Consider the following 17,762-nt stretch of genomic DNA (forward strand, 5'->3'; position numbering starts at 1 on the left):
TGGTCAAACACCCCTTCGGCCCAACTTGTCCGGAGCCAGCACGATGTCGATGCGGACGACGACGCCGCCGTCGACCGTGAACGACAGGACGGCGAACCGTCGGCCGCCGTCGACGGCCACCAGGCCGAGCCGGCCGTTGACCTCGACGGGCTCGTAGGTGGCCGCGCTCGGCTTGGCCGCGATCCCGGCCATGAACCGGGCCACGCGGTCGGCCCCGACCACCGGACGACGCGCCGCGTTGACGACGCCGCCGCCGTCGCTGGTGAGCACGGCGGCCGGGTCGAGGAGCGCGACGAGCCCCGCGAGGTCGCCGCCCGCGGCCGCGTCCACGAACGCCGTGACGACCCGGTCGTGCGTCGTCCGGTCGACCTCGACGCGGGGCGTGCCCGCGGCGACGTGGGCACGCGCCCGGCTGGCCAGCTGGCGCACCGCGGCCGGGCTGCGCCCGACGGCCCGGGCGACGTCGTCGAACGGCATCTCGAACAGGTCGTGCAGCACCCACGCCGTCCGCTCGGCCGGCGTGAGCTGCTCGAGCACCACGAGCAGCGCGTAGCGCACGGTGTCGTCGAGCGTGACGCGGTCGGCCGGGTCGGGCGCGGCGACGTCGGGCTCGGGCAGCCACGGGCCGACGTAGGCCTCGCGGCGCACCCGCGCCGAGCGCAGGACGTCGATCGCCGCCCGCGACACCGCGACGGTCGCCCACCCGAGCACGTCACGCACGGGGTCGCGCTCGTCGGCGGCGACCAGCCGCAGCCAGCAGTCGGCGACGACGTCCTCGGCCTCGGCCCGGCTGCCCAGGATCGCGTACGCGACCCGCACCAGGCGCGGGCGGTGCGCGGCGTACTCGGTCGCGAGCGCGCGCTGGTTCACGCGCCCTGCCGTTGGGCCAGCCAGGCGTCGAAGGTGGTCCGCCCGCGCGGGCCCTCGGACGACGCGCACAGCGACCCGTCGCGCATGCCCCTCCCGGCCCGGCCCGGCACCGGGACGGCGACGACGCGGCGTCCGAGGCCCTGCGCCCGGTTCACCCGGCGCGCGAGGTCGTGCATCGGCAGGCGCTCGGGCCCGGCGAGGTCAGGCACCCGGCCCGACGGGCCCGCCTCGGCGAGGTCGACGAGGGCCTCGGCGACCTCGCGCGCCGCGACCGGCTGGCTGAGCATCCGCGGCACCACCGAGAACGGCCCGAGGCGCACGAAGTGCAGCACCTGCTCGGCGAACTCGTGGAACTGCGTGGCCCGCAGCACCGACCACGGCTGGTCACCGTCGGCCAGCAGCTGCTCCTGGCGCCGCTTGCCGGCGTAGTAGCCGCTGGGCACGTCGTCGATGCCGACGATCGACAACGCCACGTGGTGCCCGACGCCGACCGCGCGCTCCGCCTCCAGCAGCGCGGTCGTGACCCCGCCGAAGAACGCCTCAGCCTCCTCCCGCTTCTGCGACGGGTTGCTCGTGACGTCGACGACGACTTGGACGCCGTCCAGTCGCTCGGCGAGGCCCGCGCCCGTCGTCAGGTCGACACCGGTGGCCCGGGCGAGGGGCACGACCTTGTGCCCGCGCGCCTCGGCGACCTCGACGACGTGGCGCCCGACGACGCCCGTGGCGCCGGCGACCGCGATGCTCATGCCGGCCATGGTCTCGTGTGACTCGCTCATGTCAGGTGGACGAGACAGCCGGTTCCCGATGTGACACGGCGCAGCGTGCGACTCAGTCGGCGAGCACCTCGGGCTCGGTCTTCCGACGCAGCTCGTCGAGGGTGACGTCGGGGGCGAGCTCGACGAGCCGCAGCCCGTCGGGCGTGACGTCGAGGACGCCGAGGTCGCTGATGATGCGCTGCACGACCCTCTTGCCGGTGTAGGGCAGCGAGCACTCGTCGACGATCTTGTAGCCGCCGTCGCGGGCGACGTGCTCCATCAGCACGATCACCTTCTTCGCGCCGTGCACGAGGTCCATCGCGCCGCCCATGCCCTTGACCATCTTGCCCGGGATCATCCAGTTGGCGATGTCGCCGACCTTCGAGACCTGCATGGCACCGAGGATCGCGGCGTCGATCTTGCCGCCGCGGATCATCCCGAAGCTGGTGGCGGAGTCGAAGAACGACGCACCGCGCCGTAGCGTCACGGTCTCCTTGCCGGCGTTGATCAGGTCGGCGTCCTCGTCGCCCTCGAACGGGTAGGCGCCGACGCCGAGGATGCCGTTCTCGCTCTGCAGCACCAGCTCGACGTCGTCGGCGACGTAGTTGGGCACCAGGGTCGGCAGCCCGATGCCGAGGTTGACGTAGGACCCGTCGCTCAGCTCGGACGCCGCCCGCGCGGCCATCTGCTCGCGTGTCCAGCTCATGCCTGTCCCTCCCGCGTCCTGACCGTGCGCTTCTCGATCCGCTTCTCGTCGCGCTGTTCCGGGGTCAGCTCGACCACCCGCTGCACGAACACCCCCGGGGTGTGGACGTGGTCGGGGTCGAGCTCGCCCGGCTCGACGAGGTGCTCGACCTCGGCGATCGTGACCCGCCCGCACATCGCGGCCAGCGGGTTGAAGTTGCGCGCCGACTGCCGGAAGACGAGGTTGCCGTGCCGGTCGCCCTTCCAGGCCCGCACGAGACCGAAGTCGGCGACGATCGCCTCCTCGAGCACGAACTCGAGCTCGCCGTCCGGGGTCTCGAAGACCTGGGTCTGCTTGGCCGGCGACGCCTTCACGACGTTGCCGTCGACGTCGTAGCGCCACGGCAGGCCGCCCTCGGCGACCTGGGTGCCGACGCCGGTGCGGGTGAAGAACGCCGCGATGCCCGACCCGCCGGCACGCATGCGCTCGGCGAGCGTGCCCTGCGGGGTCAGCTCGACCTCGAGCTCGCCCGAGAGGTACTGGCGCGCGAACTCCTTGTTCTCGCCGACGTACGACGAGACCATCCGCCGCAGGCGGCCGTCGGCCAGCAGCCGCCCGAGGCCCCAGTCGTCGACGCCGGCGTTGTTCGAGACCGCCTCGAGGTCGCCGACCCCACTCGCGTGCAGCGCCTCGACGAGCACCGAGGGGATGCCGCACAACCCGAACCCGCCGACCGCGATCGTCGAGCCTGACGCGATGTCGGCCACGGCATCCGCCGCCGACGAGACCACCTTGTCCATGGCGCCGATCCAACGCGCGCGGCGCGCGAGCGTCAACCGATCACCCGGTGAGCGGAACGACCGGTGCGCTAGCGTCCGCTGAGTGGACAGTCCTGCCGACGTGCTCGGCCGCGGAGCCGCCCTCCTGCGCGCCCTGGCCGCCGCCGAGCCGGACGGCGCCGGCACCACCGCGGTCGCGCGGGCCGCGTCGCTGCCTCGCGCCACCGCCCACCGGCTGCTGACCTCACTGCAGGCCGAGGGGCTGGCCGACCGCGACCTCGCCACGGGGCACTGGCTGCTGGGCCCCGAGCTCTTCCTGCTCGGGACGGCGGCCGCCGCGCGCTACGACGTGACCGGGCAGGCCCAGCCGCACGTGCTCCGCCTCGCCCGGACCACCGGCGAGAGCGCGTTCTACTCGGTCCGACGCGGCGACGAGACCGTGTGCCTGCTCCGCGAGGACGGCAGCTTCCCGATCCGCTCGCACGTGCTCCACGAGGGCGCCCGCTTCCCGCTCGGCGTCGTCTCGGCCGGGCTCGTCGTCCTCGCCCACCTGCCGGACGCCGAGGTCGAGGCCTACCTCGACCGCTCCGACCTCGCCGCCGAGCACGGGCCCGCCCACGCCCCCGGTCCGCTGCGCGAGCGCATCGCGCAGGTGCGTCGCGACGGCTGGGCCCTCAACCCCGGCCTCATCGTCGAGGGCAGCTGGGGCATGGCCGCGGCGGTCTTCGACGCCTCCGGCCGCCCGGTCGGGGCCCTGACCCTGACCGGCATCGAGTCGCGCTTCGCGCCCGCACGTCGTCCCGACCTCGGCGCGCTGCTCCTGCACGAAGCCCACGCCCTCACCCGCGCCACCACCTGACGAGGGCGCCAGAGTCACGCCCGTCACACTCCCTTCGGGCGAGACCGGCATCCCATACGCTCATCGACCATGGGTGACCTGCCATGAGCGACTGGCCCTCGGTGGCGCTGCACGTCGTCACGGGCAAGGGCGGCACCGGCAAGTCGACGGTGGCCGCCGCACTGGCGCTGGCGCTCGCGACGCACGGCAAGAACGTCCTGCTCTGCGAGGTCGAGGGCCGCCAGGGCATCGCCCGGATGTTCGACGTCGACCCGCTCCCCTTCGAGGAGCGGCGGCTGACCACCGGCCTGCCGGGGCCCGACGGCAAGCGCGGCGTCGTCCACGCGCTGCACGTCGACCCCGAGTCGGCGCTCCTGGAGTACCTCGCCCTCTACTACAAGCTCGGCCGCGCCGGCCGCGCGCTCGACCGCTTCGGGGTCATCGAGTTCGCCACCACCATCGCCCCGGGCGTGCGCGACGTGCTGCTCACCGGCAAGGTCTTCGAGGCCGTGCAGCGCAACAGCCGCAACAAGGGCGCGCTGCAGTACGACGCCGTCGTGCTCGACGCCCCGCCCACCGGCCGCATCGTGCAGTTCCTCAACGTCAGCAACGAGCTGGCGGGCCTCGCCAAGGTCGGCCCGGTCAAGAGCCAGGCCGACACGATGATGACGCTGTTCCGCTCGCCCCGCACCGCCGTCCACCTGGTCACCGTGCTCGAGGAGATGCCGGTGCAGGAGACCGCCGACGGCATCGCCGAGCTGCGCGCGGTCGACCTGCCGGTCGGCGGCGTCGTGGTCAACCTCGTGCGGCCGCAGGACCTCACCCCCGACCAGCTCGCCGACGCCGACGCCGACGCCGTCGCGGCCGACCTCGTCAAGGCCGGGGTCGACGCCGAGCCGGGGCTCGTCGACGGCCTGCTGCACGAGGGGCGCGAGCACGCCGAGCGCCGCGAGCTCGAGAACACCCAGCGCGAGCTCGTCGCGGGGCTCGACGTGCCGTCGTACGAGCTGCCGCGGCTGCCGCAGGGCGTCGACCTCGGCGCTCTCTACGAGCTCGCCGCCCTCCTCCGAGAGCAAGGTCTCGCCTGACATGCCCCAGCCCTCCCGCAGCGGACCCTCGACCCGCACCCAGGTCCCGCCCCTCGACGTCGACGCGCTGCTCGACGACCGCGGCGTCGAGATCATCGTGTGCTGCGGCTCCGGCGGCGTCGGCAAGACGACGACGTCGGCGGCCCTCGCGCTCCGTGCCGCCGAGCGCGGCCGCAAGGTCGTCGTCCTGACGATCGACCCCGCCCGCCGGCTCGCCCAGTCGATGGGCATCGAGGCGCTCGACAACACCCCGCGCCCGGTCACCGACGTCGACAGCACCGCCGGCGGCAGCCTCGACGCGATGATGCTCGACATGAAGCGCACCTTCGACGAGGTCGTCGAGGGCCAGGCCAGCCCCGAGAAGGCGAAGCAGATCCTGGAGAACCCCTTCTACATCGCCCTGTCGAGCTCGTTCGCCGGCACGCAGGAGTACATGGCGATGGAGAAGCTCGGCCAGATCCACGCCGACGAGGTGGTGCCGGCCGACGGTCGCTACGACCTCATCGTCGTCGACACCCCGCCGTCGCGCTCGGCGCTCGACTTCCTCGACGCCCCCGAGCGCCTCTCGAGCTTCCTCGACGGCCGCTTCATCAAGCTGATGATCGCGCCGGCGAGGGGCCCGATGAAGCTGATGGGCGCCGGGTTCGGCCTGATCACCAACGCCCTGACCAAGATCCTCGGCGCCCAGGTGCTCAAGGACCTCCAGACGTTCGTCGCCGCCATCGACACCGTCTTCGGCGGGTTCCGGCAGCGGGCCATGAAGACCTACGCGCTGCTGCAGGCCGACGGGACGGCGTTCCTCGTCGTCGCCGCCCCCGAGCCCGACGCGCTGCGCGAGGCGGCCTACTTCGTCGAGCGCCTGAGCGACGACCAGATGCCACTCGCGGGGTTGGTCGTCAACCGGGCGGGCCGCGCCCCGAGCGGCGACCTCTCGGCCGACGAGGCCATCACTGCGGCCGAGCGGCTGCGGCGCGACGACCCGGCGTCGGTGACGGCGGCGCTGCTGCGCCTGCACGCCGACCAGGTGCGACTGGTCGAGCGCGAGGTGCGGCTGCGCCGCGGCTTCGCGACCGCGCACCCGCAGGTCGCCACCGCGGTGGTGCCGGCCCTGGCGGCCGACGTGCACGACCTCGACGGGCTGCGTCGGGTCGGCGGGCTGCTCAGCTCGACCGGCTGAGCCTGCCTCGAGGCCCCCAGAGCCTCGAGGCGTGGCCGAGCGGACCCGGCCGGCGGGTCAGCGAGCCGCGACCGGGACGGCGGGAGCCGACTCGGTGCGCGCCTTCTCCAGCAACGAGCGCCACGAGGCGGTCGGACGACGCCGCAGGAGCGCCCGGCGCTCGCGCTCGGTCATGCCACCCCACACGCCCCACTCGATCTGGTTGTCGAGCGCCTCGGCGAGGCACTCGGTGCGCACGGGGCAACCCGAGCACAGCGTCTTCGCCTTGTTCTGCTCCGCGCCGCGCACGAACAGCTTGTCCGGCTGCTCGGCCTTGCAAGCGGCCCGAGGTGCCCAGTCCTCTACCCACGTCGTCATGTTCTTGTCCCAGTCCCCACTGTGTAGACCCAAGCTGCGTCCCCATGACGTGTGCCTGTCGATCTTGTTGGGTCAAAGGTAAAGAAGTACTGAATCCGTGGACAGACTCAAACGACCCAATCCCCGTAGTCCCAAATGACTAGTCCACCGTGACCAGCACCCCACTGGGGTGACTAGACCGCCCTGGTCGTGCCCGGACACCGCGGTTCCGACGGCTCGTGAATGCGTGAACGCTCACCACGCTCACGTACCCTGAATCGGTGTCTCGTCCCAGGTCCGAACGCCCTCGCCCGACGACGATCCTGTCCCACCTCGGGGTGATGGTGGTCGTCTCCGCCGTGCTCGGCGTCGTCGTGTCCGGTCTCGCGATCCCCTTCGCGGGCGTCATGGGCTTCGCCGCCCGCAACGTCGCCGACACCACCGACGACCTCCCGCAGGAGCTCGAGATCTCGGCCCTGCCGCAGCGCAGCACGGTCTTCGCCTCCGACGGCAGCGTGCTCGCCACGATCTACGACGAGGACCGCATCGAGGTGAAGCTGCCCAAGATCTCGCGCACGATGATCCAGGCGCTCGTCTCCATCGAGGACTACCGCTACTACCAGCACGGCGCCCTCGACGTGAAGGGCACCGTGCGTGCCCTCATGACCAACCTCGGCTCCGGGGGCGTCGTCCAAGGTGGCTCGTCGCTCACCCAGCAGCTGGTGAAGCAGACGCTGCTCAACTCCGCCCAGACCAAGGAGGAGCGGCTCGCGGTCACCGACGACACCTACGCCCGCAAGCTCAAGGAGCTGCGCTACGCGATCGCGCTGGAGAAGAAGCACTCGAAGGACTGGATCCTCGAGCGCTACCTCAACACCGTCTACTTCGGCGACGGCACCTACGGCATCCAGGCCGCCGCGCGGCACTACTTCGGCGTCAACGCCCGCAAGCTCAACCTCAACCAGTCGGCGCTGCTGGCCGGCCTCGTGCAGAACCCGAGCGCCTACGACCCGACCGACAACCGCGACCGGGCCATCGTGCGTCGCGACGTCGTCCTCGACCGGATGGCGCAGCTCAACGTGATCACGCAGGCCGAGGCCGACGCGACCAAGCAGAAGAAGCTGCAGCTCAACATCCAGCCCCGCAGCAACGGCTGCGTCAGCACCCAGGCCGAGTTCTTCTGCGACTACGTCATGGAGTACTTGCGCAACGACAAGTCGCTGGGCAGCAACAAGACCGAGCGCGACCGGCTGCTGCGCACCGGCGGCCTGAAGATCTACACCACCGTCGACCTCGCCGACCAGAGGGCCGCCGACGACTCGGTCACCAACAACGTCCGCGCGACCGACCAGGCGATCGGCGCGCTGGCGATGATCGAGCCCGGCACCGGCAACGTGAAGGCGCTCGCCCAGTCGCGCCCGATGGGCCGCAAGAAGAAGCAGGGCGAGACCTACCTCAACTACACCGTGCCCTCGCAGTACACCGAGTCCAACGGCTTCCAGGCCGGCTCGACGTTCAAGGCGTTCGTGCTGGCCGACGCCCTCGAGAAGGGCATCGCGCTCAGCGACACCTTCCCGGCCCCCAGCCAGGGCACGTTCAACTACGCCGACTACGAGAACTGTGCCGACGCCCCGACCTACGGCGGGGGCACGTTCGACTTCCCCAACTCGGTGTCGTCGTCCGGCGTCGAGAACCTCTACACCGGCACGCGCAAGTCGATCAACACCTTCTTCCTGAACCTCGAGAAGGAGACCGGCGTCTGCGACCCGTACAACCTGGCCCGCGACATGGGCGTCCGGCTGACCTGCCCCGAGACCGACAGCTGCCCCAACGTCTCCCCCGAGCGGGTCCCGAACTTCACGTTCGGCGTCGCCGACGTCAGCCCCCTCGAGATGGCCGAGGCCTACGCGACGTTCGCCGCCCGCGGCGAGCACTGCGCTGCCCGCCCGGTGCTCGAGATCAAGGACGCCTCCAACCGCTCGCTGAAGAAGTACCCCGAGCGGTGCAGCCAGGTCATGAAGGAGACGACGGCCGACGCCGTCAACGACGTCCTGCGCGGCGTCATCGAGGGCGGCTTCGCCAGCGCCCAGCAGCTCGGCGTCCCGGCGGCCGGCAAGACCGGCACCACCGGCAACTCCGGCGGCTACTCGCCGTCGGTGTGGTTCGTCGGCTACACCCCGGCCCTGGCCACCGCGTCGATGATCGCCGGCGCCAACGAGTTCGGCACCCCGATCACGCTCGACGGCCAGGTCATCAACGGCCGCTCGGTCTCGGCGTCCGGCTCGGGCCTCGCCGCGCCCATGTGGGGCGACGCCATGAAGGTCATCGACCTGCCCTACGAGGACTTCGTCGCCCCGACCACCGTGCCCGGCTACGGCGCGACCTCGGTCTACGTCCCCCGGGCCCCGAGCGGTGGCGGCGACGGGCGCGGCCGGGGCGGCCGCGGGCGCGGCTAGCCCTGACCCAGCTGCCGCCGCACCTCGGCGGCGACCGCGCCGCCGTCGGCGCGGCCCTTGACCTGCGGCTGGACGACGCCCATCACCTTGCCCATGGCACGCATGCCCTCGCCGGCCGCGCTGGTGGAGGCGATCGCCTCGGCGACGATGCGCTCGATGTCGTCGGCGCCGAGCTGCTCGGGCAGGTAGCGGGCGATCACGACGGCCTCGGCGCGCTCCTTCTCGGCACTGTCGGCCCGCCCGCCCTCGTCGAAGGCGACGGCCGCCTCGCGCCGGCGCTTGGCCTCGCTGCTGAGCACCCCGACGATCTCGTCGTCGGTCAGCTCACGGGCCTCCTTGCCGGCCACCTCGGCGTTGGTGATCGAGGTGAGCACCATGCGCAGGGTCGACGACGTCAGCTGGTCGCGGCTCTTCATCGCGGCGGTGAGGTCGGTACGCAGCTGCTCCTTGAGGGCCATGACGGTCATTGTGGCAGCCTGGGCGGATGCGGCCGACGGGATATCTGACGAGCGCGCTCGGCGCCTCGACGGCGGCCGGTGCGGCCGTGACGGCCTACGCCGCGTGGGAGGCCCGCCGGTACACCCTGCGCCGGGTCGAGGTCCCCCTCCTGCCCGCAGGCGCCCGGCCGCTGCGGGTGCTGCACCTGAGCGACATCCACCTCACGCCCGGACAGCGACGCAAGCAGGCCTGGCTGCGCGAGCTCGCCGCGCTCGAGCCCGACCTCGTCGTCGACACCGGCGACAACCTGGCCCACCGCCACGCCGTCGGCCCGCTCGTCGACGCGCTCGGGCCGCTGCTCGACGTGCCCGGCGTCTTCGTGCACGGCTCCAACGACTACTTCGAGCCCGGGCTGCGCAATCCCCTGCGCTACCTGCTCCCCGACGACGGGCGCCGGCACGTCTCCACGCCGCAGCTGCCGTGGCGCGAGCTGTCGCGCCGCTTCGTCGACGCCGGCTGGCTCGACCTGACCAACCGACGCGCCACCCTCGCCGTCGACGACCTGCGGTTCGCCTTCGCCGGCGTCGACGACCCTCACCTCGGCTACGACCGGCTCGACGACGTCGCCGGCGCGGCCGACGCCGCGGCCGACGTCCGGCTGGGCGTGGCCCACGCGCCCTACCTGCGGGTGCTCGACCAGTACGCCGCGGACGGCTACGACGCCGTCATCGCCGGGCACACCCACGGCGGCCAGGTGTGCCTGCCGTGGCCGGGGGGGGCACGCACCCTCACCACGAACTGCGACCTCGACCCCGCCCGGGCCAAGGGCCTGCACCGCCACCCGGCCGACTCGCGCCCGGGCGAGCCCGGCTCGACCTGGCTGCACGTCTCCGCCGGCCTCGGCACGAACCCCTACGTGCGGCTGCGGCTCGCGTGCCGGCCGGAGGCCACGCTGCTCACCCTCACGCCCCGCGCGTGATACCGATTGCGAGGACCCGCGACGGCTCGGGTATGGTCTTCATCGGTGAGTCGGCTTGCCGGCACACGAGTTCGGGCTGTGGCGCAGCTTGGTAGCGCGCTTCGTTCGGGACGAAGAGGCCGCAGGTTCAAATCCTGTCAGCCCGACAGAGTCCGGGCCCGGAAGCCCCTGGCTTCCGGGCCCGGAACCGACTTCGCACCCGCGCCCTCCGTGCCAGACTGGGCGCCATGCCGGACGACGAGACCGAGCGCCCCAGCCTCGAGGCGCCCCAGCTGTTCGGTCGTCGTCGTAGCGCGAGGAAGCCGGCCGCGCCGGCCCCCGCCCCGGCTCCCGCAGACGACGACACCGCCGTCTTCGACGACACCGGCCGCGACGTCCCGGTCCCGACGGTGCCCGTGCCCGACGACGCCCACGACGGCGCTGCCGTGCCGGTCGGTCACCGTCGCGGTCGCCGCACCGGCTCCCCTGCCGCGCCCGACGAGCCCGACCCGACACCGCCCGCGCGGGGCAGGCTCACGGTCCCGGCGCTCCCCACCCTGGCCCCGCCGGTCGCCGCCGCCGTCTGCGGGGCCCTGGCCGGCCTGTCGCTGGTCGTGTTCGTCTGGCTCGGCTTCCGGGGGTGCGAGGCGGTGCGCGGCACGTCGTCGTGCGGCACGGCGCCCGGCATGCTCGCGCTCACCGTCATCTTCGCCCTGGCCGTCGTCGTCGGCGCCGTGCTGCTGCGGGCCTTCCACCTGCCCGAGCCCGGCGCGTGCAGCTTCCTCGGCATCGGCGTCATGGCGGTGATCGCGCTCGTGGTGCTCATCGACGCGCTCGACCACTGGTCGATGGTGCTCGTCGTCCCGGCCATCTCGGCCGTGACGTTCGTCGGGTCGTGGTGGCTCACCACGACCTACGTCGACCCCTCGGCCGACTGACCCGGGTCAGCCGACGAGGAGCTCGGCGATCTGCACGGTGTTGAGGGCAGCACCCTTGCGCAGGTTGTCGCCGGAGACGAACAGCGCGAGGCCGCGGTCGCCGTCGACGCCCTCGTCCTGGCGCAGGCGCCCGACGTAGGACGGGTCGCGTCCGGCGGCCTGCAACGGCGTCGGGATGTCGCTCAGCTCGACGCCGGCAGCGGTCGCGAGCAGCTCGCGAGCGCGCTCGACGGGCAGGGCGCTCGAGAACTCGGCGTTGATGGCCAGCGAGTGCCCGGTGAAGACCGGCACGCGCACGCAGATGCCCGAGACCCGGAGGTCGGGGATGCCGAGGATCTTGCGCGACTCGTGGCGCAGCTTCTGCTCCTCGTCGGTCTCGTGCAGGCCGTCGTCGACGATCGAGCCGGCCATCGGCAGCACGTTGTAGGCGATGGTGCGCGCGTACTTCACCGGGTCGGGGAAGGCGACGGCCGAACCGTCGTAGGCGAGCTCGCGGGCCTTGGTGCCGGCCGCGTCGACCTGCGTGGCGAGCTCGTCGACGCCGGCCACGCCGGAGCCGGAGACGGCCTGGTAGGTCGAGACCACGAGCCGGACCAGGCCGGCCTCGTCGTGCAGCGGCTTGAGCACCGGCATCGCGGCCATGGTGGTGCAGTTGGGGTTAGCGATGATGCGGCGACCGCCGTCACGGGTGGCGAGCGCGATGTCGTCGGGGTTGACCTCCGAGACGACGAGCGGGATCGCGGGGTCGCGGCGGAAGGCCGAGGAGTTGTCGACCACGACGACGCCGGCCCCGGCGAACGTCGGCGCGAGCGCGCGCGACGTCGTCGCTCCGGCGCTGAACAGCGCGATGTCGAGGCCGCTCGGGTCGGCCGTGGCGGCATCCTCGACGACGACCTCGCGGCCGGCGAAGGGCAGCACCGTGCCCGCCGAGCGGGCCGAGGCGAAGAAACGGACCTCGTCGGCGGGGAACGCCCGCTGCTCGAGGATCTGGCGCATGGCGACGCCGACCTGACCGGTGGCACCCACGATGCCGATGCTCGTCATGACATCTCCTTGTAGGCGTGGGGTCCCCACGGCGTTGTTCGCGGGGGAGCGAAGCGGCGGAGCGAAGAACGTCGTGGGGTGCGATGTCCGGTGGCACCCACGATGCCGATGGACGTCATCGCGGGGTCCCCTCGGCGTTGTTCGCGGAGGAGCGGAGCGGGGGAGCGGAGAACGTCGTGGGGTGCATCATCGCCCGGTACCTCCGTAGACCACGGCCTCGACCTCGTCGGCGTCGAGGTCGAACGCGGTGTGCGCCGACTGCACGGCCGCGTCGACGTCGTCCTCGGCCACGACGACCGAGATGCGGATCTCGGAGGTGGAGATCATCTCGAGGTTGACGCCGGCGTCGGCGATGGAGGAGAAGAACTTCGCGGTGACGCCGGGGTGCGAGCGCATGCCGGCCCCGATGAGCGAGACCTTGCCGATCTTGTCGTTGTAGAGCAGCTGGTCGAAGCCGACCTCGGCCTGCAGGCCGGCGAGCGTCGCCATCGCCGTCTGGCCGTCGGTGCGCGGCAGCGTGAAGGAGATGTCGGTGAGGTTGGTGGCAGCGGCCGAGACGTTCTGCACGATCATGTCGAGGTTGATCTGCGCGTCGGCGAGCGCGGTGAAGATGCGTGCGGCCTCGCCGACCTTGTCGGGCACGCCGACGACGGTGACCTTCGCCTCGCTGCGGTCGTGGGCGATGCCCGCGATGATGGCTGCTTCCATGGTGTTCTCCTGGAGGTCCTCGATGCTGCCGGTGACCACCGTGCCCTCGAGGTTGCTGAACGACGAGCGGACGTGGATCGGGATGTCGTAGCGGCGGGCGTACTCGACGCACCGCAGGTGCAGGATCTTGCTGCCGCACGCGGCCAGCTCGAGCATCTCCTCGTAGGTGACGCGGTCGAGCTTGCGGGCCTTCGCGGCGACCCGCGGGTCGGCGGTGAAGACGCCGTCGACGTCGGTGTAGATCTCGCAGACGTCGGCCTTGAGCGCCGCGGCGAGCGCGACGGCCGTCGTGTCGGTGCCACCACGACCGAGCGTGGTGATCTCCTTGGTGTCCTGCGAGACACCCTGGAACCCGGCGACGATCACGATGTGACCGTCGGCGATGGCGGACTCGATGCGGCCCGGGGTGACGTCGATGATCTTGGCCTTGCCGTGCACCGAGTCGGTGATGACGCCGGCCTGCGAGCCGGTGAACGACTGGGCGCTGTAGCCGAGGTCGGAGATCGCCATGGCGACCAGGGCCATCGAGATCCGCTCCCCCGCCGTGAGCAGCATGTCGAGCTCGCGGGCCGGCGGCTGCGGGCTGACCGCGTTGGCCTTGTCGAGCAGCTCGTCGGTCGTGTCACCCATGGCCGAGACCGCGACGACGACGTCGTGACCGGCCTTCTTGGCCTCCACGATGCGACGCGCGACGCGCTTGATCGCGTCGGGGTCGGCGACGGACGAACCGCCGTACTTCTGCACGACAATGCCCACCGGGCTCACTCCTGCGTAGGGAACGTGTTTCCGGTGGTCGATCCTACTGCCGCGGGGCGTCAGCCCGTCGGGCTGTCCAGCACAGCCTCGGCGGCCTCGATCTGGTCGAGCTCGGCGTCGTTGTCGACGTCGAGGCGGTCGTGCGCCACGACCGAGAGCAGGGCGTTGAGGACGGCGCCGGCGAGGTTGCCCCACGACGAGACGTAGGAGAACTGCCACCACCACAGCGCCTCGGCGACGTTGCCCGAGCGGAAGTGCCGCAGGCCGTTCTCGAGGTCGGTGGCGATCGCGGTGATGTCGTCGGAGATCTGGCTCTCGGTCAGCTCGGGCACGTAGGGGTCGAAGACCAGGCCGTAGGTGTCGACGTCGCCGAGCATCTCGGCGAGCCGGATGCGGAGGTCGTCGACGTCGGCCTCGGGGCCCACGTCGGGCTGGTACTCGGCCCGCGGCTCGAAGTCGCGCTGGATGCCCAGCCGGGCGCCGGCCAGCGAGACCTGGCTGATCTCGAGCAGCAGCAGCGAGATCGCGCGCCCGCCGTCGGCCTCGCGGGCGATCTCGCGGAGCGCGAGCAGGAAGCTCGACACGCTGTCGGCGATGCTCTGGGCGAAGTCCTCGACGTCGCTCTCGATGTTGGCGGTGCTGCCGGTGCTGCCGGTGCTGCCGGTGCTGCCGTGGGCGTCGGTCATGGTGCGGCCTGCCTTCCTGCGAATGCTCGTCCGAGGGTCACTTCGTCGGCGTACTCGAGGTCCCCACCTACCGGCAGTCCACTCGCCAGGCGCGTCACGCGCAACCCCAGCGGGCGCAGCTGACGGGTGAGGTAGGTCGCCGTGGCCTCGCCCTCGAGGTTGGGGTCGGTGGCCAGGATGATCTCGCCGATGGCGTCGTCGGCCAGCCGGGCCATCAGCTCGCGGATGCGCAGCTGGTCGGGCCCGACGCCGTCGATCGGCGAGATCGCGCCGCCGAGCACGTGGTAGCGGCCCTTGAACTCGCGGGTGCGCTCGATCGCGACGACGTCCTTGTACTCCTCGACCACGCACAGCACCGAGCCGTCGCGACGGGGGTCGGCGCAGATGCGGCACTGCTCGGCCTCGGAGACGTTGAAGCACGTCGCGCAGAACCGCACCTTGATCTTGACCTCGACCAGGACGTCGGAGAGCCGCTTGACGTCGGCCGGGTCGGCCTGGAGGAGGTGGAACGCGATGCGCTGCGCGCTCTTGGGACCGACGCCGGGCAACCGACCGAGCTCGTCGATCAGGTCTTGGACGACGCCTTCGTACACAGCTGGAACCCTAGATCGGGATCAGAACCCGAGCGGACCCGGCGCGCCGCCGGGGGCACCGCCGAGGCCCGGGAGGCCACCACCGGCCAGCGGGCCGAGCGCCTCGGCCGTCGCGGCGTCGGCGCGCGCCTTGGCGTCGCGGTAAGCGGCGACCACGAGGTCGCCGAGGTCGGCGAGCGACTCGGCGTCGTCGCCGTCGACCGTGCCCGGCTCGATCTCGATCGCCAGCAGGTCGCCCACGCCGGACACCTTGACGGTGACGCCCGCGACGCTGCCCTCGACGACGGTGTCGGCGAGCCGCTCCTGGGCCTCCATGAGCTGGTTCTGCATGGCCTGGGCCTGCTCGAGCAGGGCGTTCATGTCGAAGCCACCGGCTCCGCCGAGCGGGTTGTCGGTCATCGGGTGGGCCTTCCGGTCGGGGTGGAGGGGCTGGTGGTGGTGCGGGTCGGGGTCATGAGTTCGGGATCTCCTCGATCAACCGCGCGCCGAGCTCGCGGGCGAGCAGCTCGTCGGCCCCGATGCTCTCGTGGTCGGCGTCGAGGTCGTCGGGGCTCGCGTCGGCGTCGCGCTCGGCGGACGACGGGCCGGACGGCGGCTGGTCGCCCGCCGGCCGGGTCTGGCGGATGGCGTCGCGGGCGGCCGCCTGGCCCACCGAGGACGGCGCGGGCGGCTCGGGCTCGTCGTCGACCCACGAGGGCGGCTCGTCGGGCGGGCGCTGGTCGGGCGCGGCGGTCGGTGCGGGCCGGGGCGGTTCGACGTCGCGGGCCACCGGCGGCGCCTGGCTCGCCGGCGGCGGCACGGAGGCGTCGGCCCCGGGGTCGATGATCGTCTCGATGCGGAAGTCGGCACCGATCGCGTCGATCACGGCCTGCCGGACGATCTCGGGGCTGCCGCCGGCGTCGAAGGAGTCGCGGGCGCCGGCGTTGGCGAAGCCGAGGGTGAGCGTCTTGTCGTCGACCGCGACGACCTGCGCGTTCTGCGACAGGTGGATCCAGGTGATCCGCCGGCGCTGCTTGGTGGCCTCGACGATGTCGGGCCACAGCCGTCGAACGTCGACCAGGGTCAGCCCACCCGACGGCGCGGACGGCGCGGACGGCGCGGTCGGCGTCGCCTCGGCCGGCGGGACCGCCGGCTCGGGGGACGGCGCCTGCGGGGCGGGCTGGGGGGCAGCCGCCACGGACGTGGGTCGCCCGGGCTCGGGCGTGGCCGGCTCGGGCGCCGGCGCGGCGGGCTCGCTCGAGAACGAGGGCGGCAGCGAGGAGATGCGGGCAGGCGGGGCGGACGACGCGGCCGGGGGCTCGGGCGCGGCGGCTGAGGCGGCCGGGGCGGCCGGAGCGGACGACACCGCAGGCTCGGGAGCCGGCACGGGCTCCGCGGCGGGCGCCGGGTCGACGGGGGCCGCCGCCGCGGACGGCACGGGGGCGGCGATCGTGCCGGGGGTGATCGAGACCCGCCGCTCGAGGCGGTCGAGGCGGGCCTGCACGCCGTGGGTGGAGTGGTCGGCGCCGGGCAGCAGCACCCGGGCGCAGATCAGCTCGAGCAGCAGCCGCGGCGCCGTGGCGCCCCGCATCTCGGTGAGCCCGACGGCGACGAGGTCGGCCGCGCGGCTGAGGTCGGCCCGTCCGAACCGGGAGGCCTGGGCGACGAGCCGCTCGCCCTGGTCGGCCGCGACATCGATGAGTCCGGTGGCGGGCGCCTCGGGGACGGCGGCGACGATGACGAGGTCGCGCAGGCGGCGCAGGAGGTCCTCGGTGAAGCGACGGGGGTCCTGCCCGGTCTCGATGACCTTGTCGACCACGCCGAACACGGCCGCGCCGTCGCCGGCGGCGAAGGCGTCGACGACCTCGTCGAGCAGGGTGTCGGGGGTGTAGCCGAGCAGGCCGCTGGCCAGCGCGTAGGTGACGCCCTCGGGGCCGGCCCCGCCGAGCAGCTGGTCGAGCACGGACAGGGTGTCGCGCGCCGAGCCGGCACCGGCGCGGACGACGAGCGGCAGCGCCGCCGGCTCGATGGCGACCCCCTCGCGCTCGCACAGCTCGGACAGGTAGGCCGACAGCGAGCGCGGCGGGATGAGCCGGAACGGGTAGTGGTGCGTGCGCGAGCGGATGGTCGGGATGACCTTCTCGGGCTCGGTGGTGGCGAAGATGAAGCGCAGGTGCGGCGGTGGCTCCTCGACGAGCTTGAGCAGGGCGTTGAAGCCCTGCGTGGTGACCATGTGGGCCTCGTCGATGATGTAGACCTTGTAGCGGTCGCGCACGGGCGCGAAGAACGCCTTCTCGCGCAGGTCGCGGGCGTCGTCGACACCACCGTGCGAGGCGGCGTCGATCTCGATGACGTCGATCGAGCCCGACCCTCCGCGTGCGAGGTCGCGACAGCTGTCGCACTCGCCGCACGGGTCGGCCACGGGCGCGAGCGCGCAGTTGAGCGCGCGCGCCAGGATGCGCGCCGACGTCGTCTTGCCGCACCCGCGCGGACCGGAGAACAGGTAGGCGTGGTTGACCCGGTTGTTGCTCAGCGCGGACCGCAGCGGCTCGGTGACGTGCTCCTGGCCGATGACCTCGGCGAAGGTCTCGGGCCGGTAGCGGCGGTAGAGAGCGAGCGGTGCGTCCACGTGCTCGACCCTAACCACGCCCACCGACAGCCGGTAGGCGGGCGAGCCC

At 72.6% G+C, this 17,762-nt stretch carries 18 protein-coding genes and 1 tRNA gene; 7 read left to right on the forward strand and 12 right to left on the reverse strand.

Going from position 1 to position 17,762, the window contains the following annotated elements:
- Positions 1-3: 3 nt before the first annotated feature.
- Genes sigJ through ABFT23_RS00775 form a run of 4 tightly spaced genes read right to left on the reverse strand, consistent with a single transcriptional unit; the run spans position 4 to position 3,110 of the window.
- Entirely contained in the window at positions 4-870 is an 867-nt protein-coding gene (gene sigJ, locus ABFT23_RS00760; protein ID WP_347891845.1) for an RNA polymerase sigma factor SigJ, read from the reverse strand.
- Positions 867-1,646 (reverse strand): SDR family oxidoreductase, encoded by a 780-nt coding sequence (locus ABFT23_RS00765; protein ID WP_347891847.1) that lies wholly within the window; start codon positions 1,644-1,646, stop codon positions 867-869. The genes sigJ and ABFT23_RS00765 overlap by 4 nt, the downstream gene beginning before the upstream one ends.
- 52 nt (positions 1,647-1,698) lie before the next feature.
- Positions 1,699-2,331: a 3-oxoacid CoA-transferase subunit B gene (locus tag ABFT23_RS00770; protein ID WP_347891848.1), complete on the reverse strand. Its 633-nt coding sequence runs from the start codon at positions 2,329-2,331 to the stop codon at positions 1,699-1,701.
- Positions 2,328-3,110, reverse strand: coding sequence for a CoA transferase subunit A (locus tag ABFT23_RS00775; protein ID WP_347891850.1), 783 nt, complete (start codon positions 3,108-3,110; stop codon positions 2,328-2,330). The genes ABFT23_RS00770 and ABFT23_RS00775 overlap by 4 nt, the downstream gene beginning before the upstream one ends.
- A gap of 82 nt (positions 3,111-3,192) precedes the next feature.
- Here ABFT23_RS00775 and ABFT23_RS00780 point away from each other — a divergent pair, with 82 nt between their 5' ends.
- The 3 genes from ABFT23_RS00780 to ABFT23_RS00790 all read left to right on the forward strand — a co-directional run bounded on the left by ABFT23_RS00780 (position 3,193) and on the right by ABFT23_RS00790 (position 6,192).
- On the forward strand, positions 3,193-3,948 hold the full coding sequence (locus tag ABFT23_RS00780) for an IclR family transcriptional regulator (protein ID WP_347891851.1): 756 nt from the start codon (positions 3,193-3,195) through the stop codon (positions 3,946-3,948).
- Between the two features lie 83 nt (positions 3,949-4,031).
- Positions 4,032-5,015, forward strand: a complete 984-nt coding sequence (locus ABFT23_RS00785) for an ArsA-related P-loop ATPase (RefSeq protein ID WP_347891853.1) — start codon at positions 4,032-4,034, stop codon at positions 5,013-5,015.
- Between the two features lies 1 nt (position 5,016).
- A complete protein-coding gene (locus tag ABFT23_RS00790) occupies positions 5,017-6,192 on the forward strand; it encodes an ArsA family ATPase (protein WP_347891855.1) in 1,176 nt (391 codons plus the stop codon).
- 57 nt (positions 6,193-6,249) lie between these two features.
- Here the strand turns inward: ABFT23_RS00790 and ABFT23_RS00795 are convergent, their stop codons facing one another.
- Positions 6,250-6,549 (reverse strand): WhiB family transcriptional regulator, encoded by a 300-nt coding sequence (locus tag ABFT23_RS00795; protein WP_347891857.1) that lies wholly within the window; start codon positions 6,547-6,549, stop codon positions 6,250-6,252.
- A gap of 260 nt (positions 6,550-6,809) precedes the next feature.
- Between ABFT23_RS00795 and ABFT23_RS00800 the strand changes: the two genes are divergently transcribed.
- Complete coding sequence (locus ABFT23_RS00800) at positions 6,810-8,984, forward strand: transglycosylase domain-containing protein (protein WP_347891859.1); 2,175 nt, start codon at positions 6,810-6,812, stop codon at positions 8,982-8,984.
- On the opposite strand, the gene ABFT23_RS00805 is transcribed toward ABFT23_RS00800, so the two are convergent.
- A complete protein-coding gene (locus ABFT23_RS00805) occupies positions 8,981-9,451 on the reverse strand; it encodes a GatB/YqeY domain-containing protein (RefSeq protein WP_347891860.1) in 471 nt (156 codons plus the stop codon). The two genes, ABFT23_RS00800 and ABFT23_RS00805, sit on opposite strands and share 4 nt — an antisense overlap.
- 17 nt (positions 9,452-9,468) lie before the next feature.
- On the opposite strand from ABFT23_RS00805, the gene ABFT23_RS00810 reads away from it, so the two are divergent.
- The 3 genes from ABFT23_RS00810 to ABFT23_RS00820 all read left to right on the forward strand — a co-directional run bounded on the left by ABFT23_RS00810 (position 9,469) and on the right by ABFT23_RS00820 (position 11,318).
- Positions 9,469-10,401 (forward strand): metallophosphoesterase, encoded by a 933-nt coding sequence (locus tag ABFT23_RS00810; RefSeq protein WP_347891862.1) that lies wholly within the window; start codon positions 9,469-9,471, stop codon positions 10,399-10,401.
- A gap of 72 nt (positions 10,402-10,473) precedes the next feature.
- Positions 10,474-10,547: transfer RNA gene (locus tag ABFT23_RS00815), tRNA-Pro, on the forward strand.
- An 81-nt stretch (positions 10,548-10,628) separates the two neighbouring features.
- Positions 10,629-11,318 carry a hypothetical protein gene (locus ABFT23_RS00820; RefSeq protein WP_347891863.1) on the forward strand — a complete coding sequence of 230 codons (690 nt, stop codon included), beginning with the start codon at positions 10,629-10,631 and terminating at the stop codon, positions 11,316-11,318.
- A gap of 6 nt (positions 11,319-11,324) precedes the next feature.
- On the opposite strand, the gene ABFT23_RS00825 is transcribed toward ABFT23_RS00820, so the two are convergent.
- From ABFT23_RS00825 to ABFT23_RS00850, 6 genes are all read right to left on the reverse strand, one after another.
- Positions 11,325-12,362, reverse strand: coding sequence for an aspartate-semialdehyde dehydrogenase (locus ABFT23_RS00825; protein WP_347891865.1), 1,038 nt, complete (start codon positions 12,360-12,362; stop codon positions 11,325-11,327).
- A gap of 186 nt (positions 12,363-12,548) precedes the next feature.
- Positions 12,549-13,826 (reverse strand): aspartate kinase, encoded by a 1,278-nt coding sequence (locus ABFT23_RS00830; protein WP_347891866.1) that lies wholly within the window; start codon positions 13,824-13,826, stop codon positions 12,549-12,551.
- 59 nt (positions 13,827-13,885) lie between these two features.
- Positions 13,886-14,512 carry a DUF5063 domain-containing protein gene (locus ABFT23_RS00835; RefSeq protein WP_347891867.1) on the reverse strand — a complete coding sequence of 209 codons (627 nt, stop codon included), beginning with the start codon at positions 14,510-14,512 and terminating at the stop codon, positions 13,886-13,888.
- Positions 14,509-15,105, reverse strand: coding sequence for a recombination mediator RecR (gene recR, locus ABFT23_RS00840; RefSeq protein ID WP_347891868.1), 597 nt, complete (start codon positions 15,103-15,105; stop codon positions 14,509-14,511). The genes ABFT23_RS00835 and recR overlap by 4 nt, the downstream gene beginning before the upstream one ends.
- A 21-nt stretch (positions 15,106-15,126) precedes the next feature.
- Positions 15,127-15,504: a YbaB/EbfC family nucleoid-associated protein gene (locus ABFT23_RS00845; RefSeq protein WP_347891870.1), complete on the reverse strand. Its 378-nt coding sequence runs from the start codon at positions 15,502-15,504 to the stop codon at positions 15,127-15,129.
- Positions 15,505-15,556: 52 nt separating this feature from the next.
- The gene (locus tag ABFT23_RS00850; protein ID WP_347891872.1) at positions 15,557-17,713 is read right to left on the reverse strand and encodes a DNA polymerase III subunit gamma and tau; all 2,157 of its coding nucleotides are present in this window, start codon (positions 17,711-17,713) and stop codon (positions 15,557-15,559) included.
- Positions 17,714-17,762 lie beyond the last annotated feature (49 nt).

It is taken from the genome of Nocardioides secundeburneus, assembly GCF_039939255.1.
Lineage (GTDB): Bacteria > Actinomycetota > Actinomycetes > Propionibacteriales > Nocardioidaceae > Nocardioides.

Bases quoted from the DNA above. Each gene is read 5' to 3' on its own strand.
- ABFT23_RS00775 (WP_347891850.1), bottom strand. From the start codon at position 3,110: ATGGACAAGGTGGTCTCGTCGGCGGCGGATGCCGTGGCCGACATCGCG.
- ABFT23_RS00810 (WP_347891862.1), top strand. From the start codon at position 9,469: ATGCGGCCGACGGGATATCTGACGAGCGCGCTCGGCGCCTCGACGGCG.
- ABFT23_RS00790 (WP_347891855.1), top strand. From the start codon at position 5,017: ATGCCCCAGCCCTCCCGCAGCGGACCCTCGACCCGCACCCAGGTCCCG.
- ABFT23_RS00785 (WP_347891853.1), top strand. From the start codon at position 4,032: ATGAGCGACTGGCCCTCGGTGGCGCTGCACGTCGTCACGGGCAAGGGC.
- ABFT23_RS00805 (WP_347891860.1), bottom strand. From the start codon at position 9,451: ATGACCGTCATGGCCCTCAAGGAGCAGCTGCGTACCGACCTCACCGCC.
- ABFT23_RS00795 (WP_347891857.1), bottom strand. From the start codon at position 6,549: ATGACGACGTGGGTAGAGGACTGGGCACCTCGGGCCGCTTGCAAGGCC.
- ABFT23_RS00825 (WP_347891865.1), bottom strand. From the start codon at position 12,362: ATGACGAGCATCGGCATCGTGGGTGCCACCGGTCAGGTCGGCGTCGCC.
- ABFT23_RS00765 (WP_347891847.1), bottom strand. From the start codon at position 1,646: ATGAGCGAGTCACACGAGACCATGGCCGGCATGAGCATCGCGGTCGCC.
- ABFT23_RS00820 (WP_347891863.1), top strand. From the start codon at position 10,629: ATGCCGGACGACGAGACCGAGCGCCCCAGCCTCGAGGCGCCCCAGCTG.
- ABFT23_RS00835 (WP_347891867.1), bottom strand. From the start codon at position 14,512: ATGACCGACGCCCACGGCAGCACCGGCAGCACCGGCAGCACCGGCAGC.
- ABFT23_RS00770 (WP_347891848.1), bottom strand. From the start codon at position 2,331: ATGAGCTGGACACGCGAGCAGATGGCCGCGCGGGCGGCGTCCGAGCTG.
- ABFT23_RS00845 (WP_347891870.1), bottom strand. From the start codon at position 15,504: ATGACCGACAACCCGCTCGGCGGAGCCGGTGGCTTCGACATGAACGCC.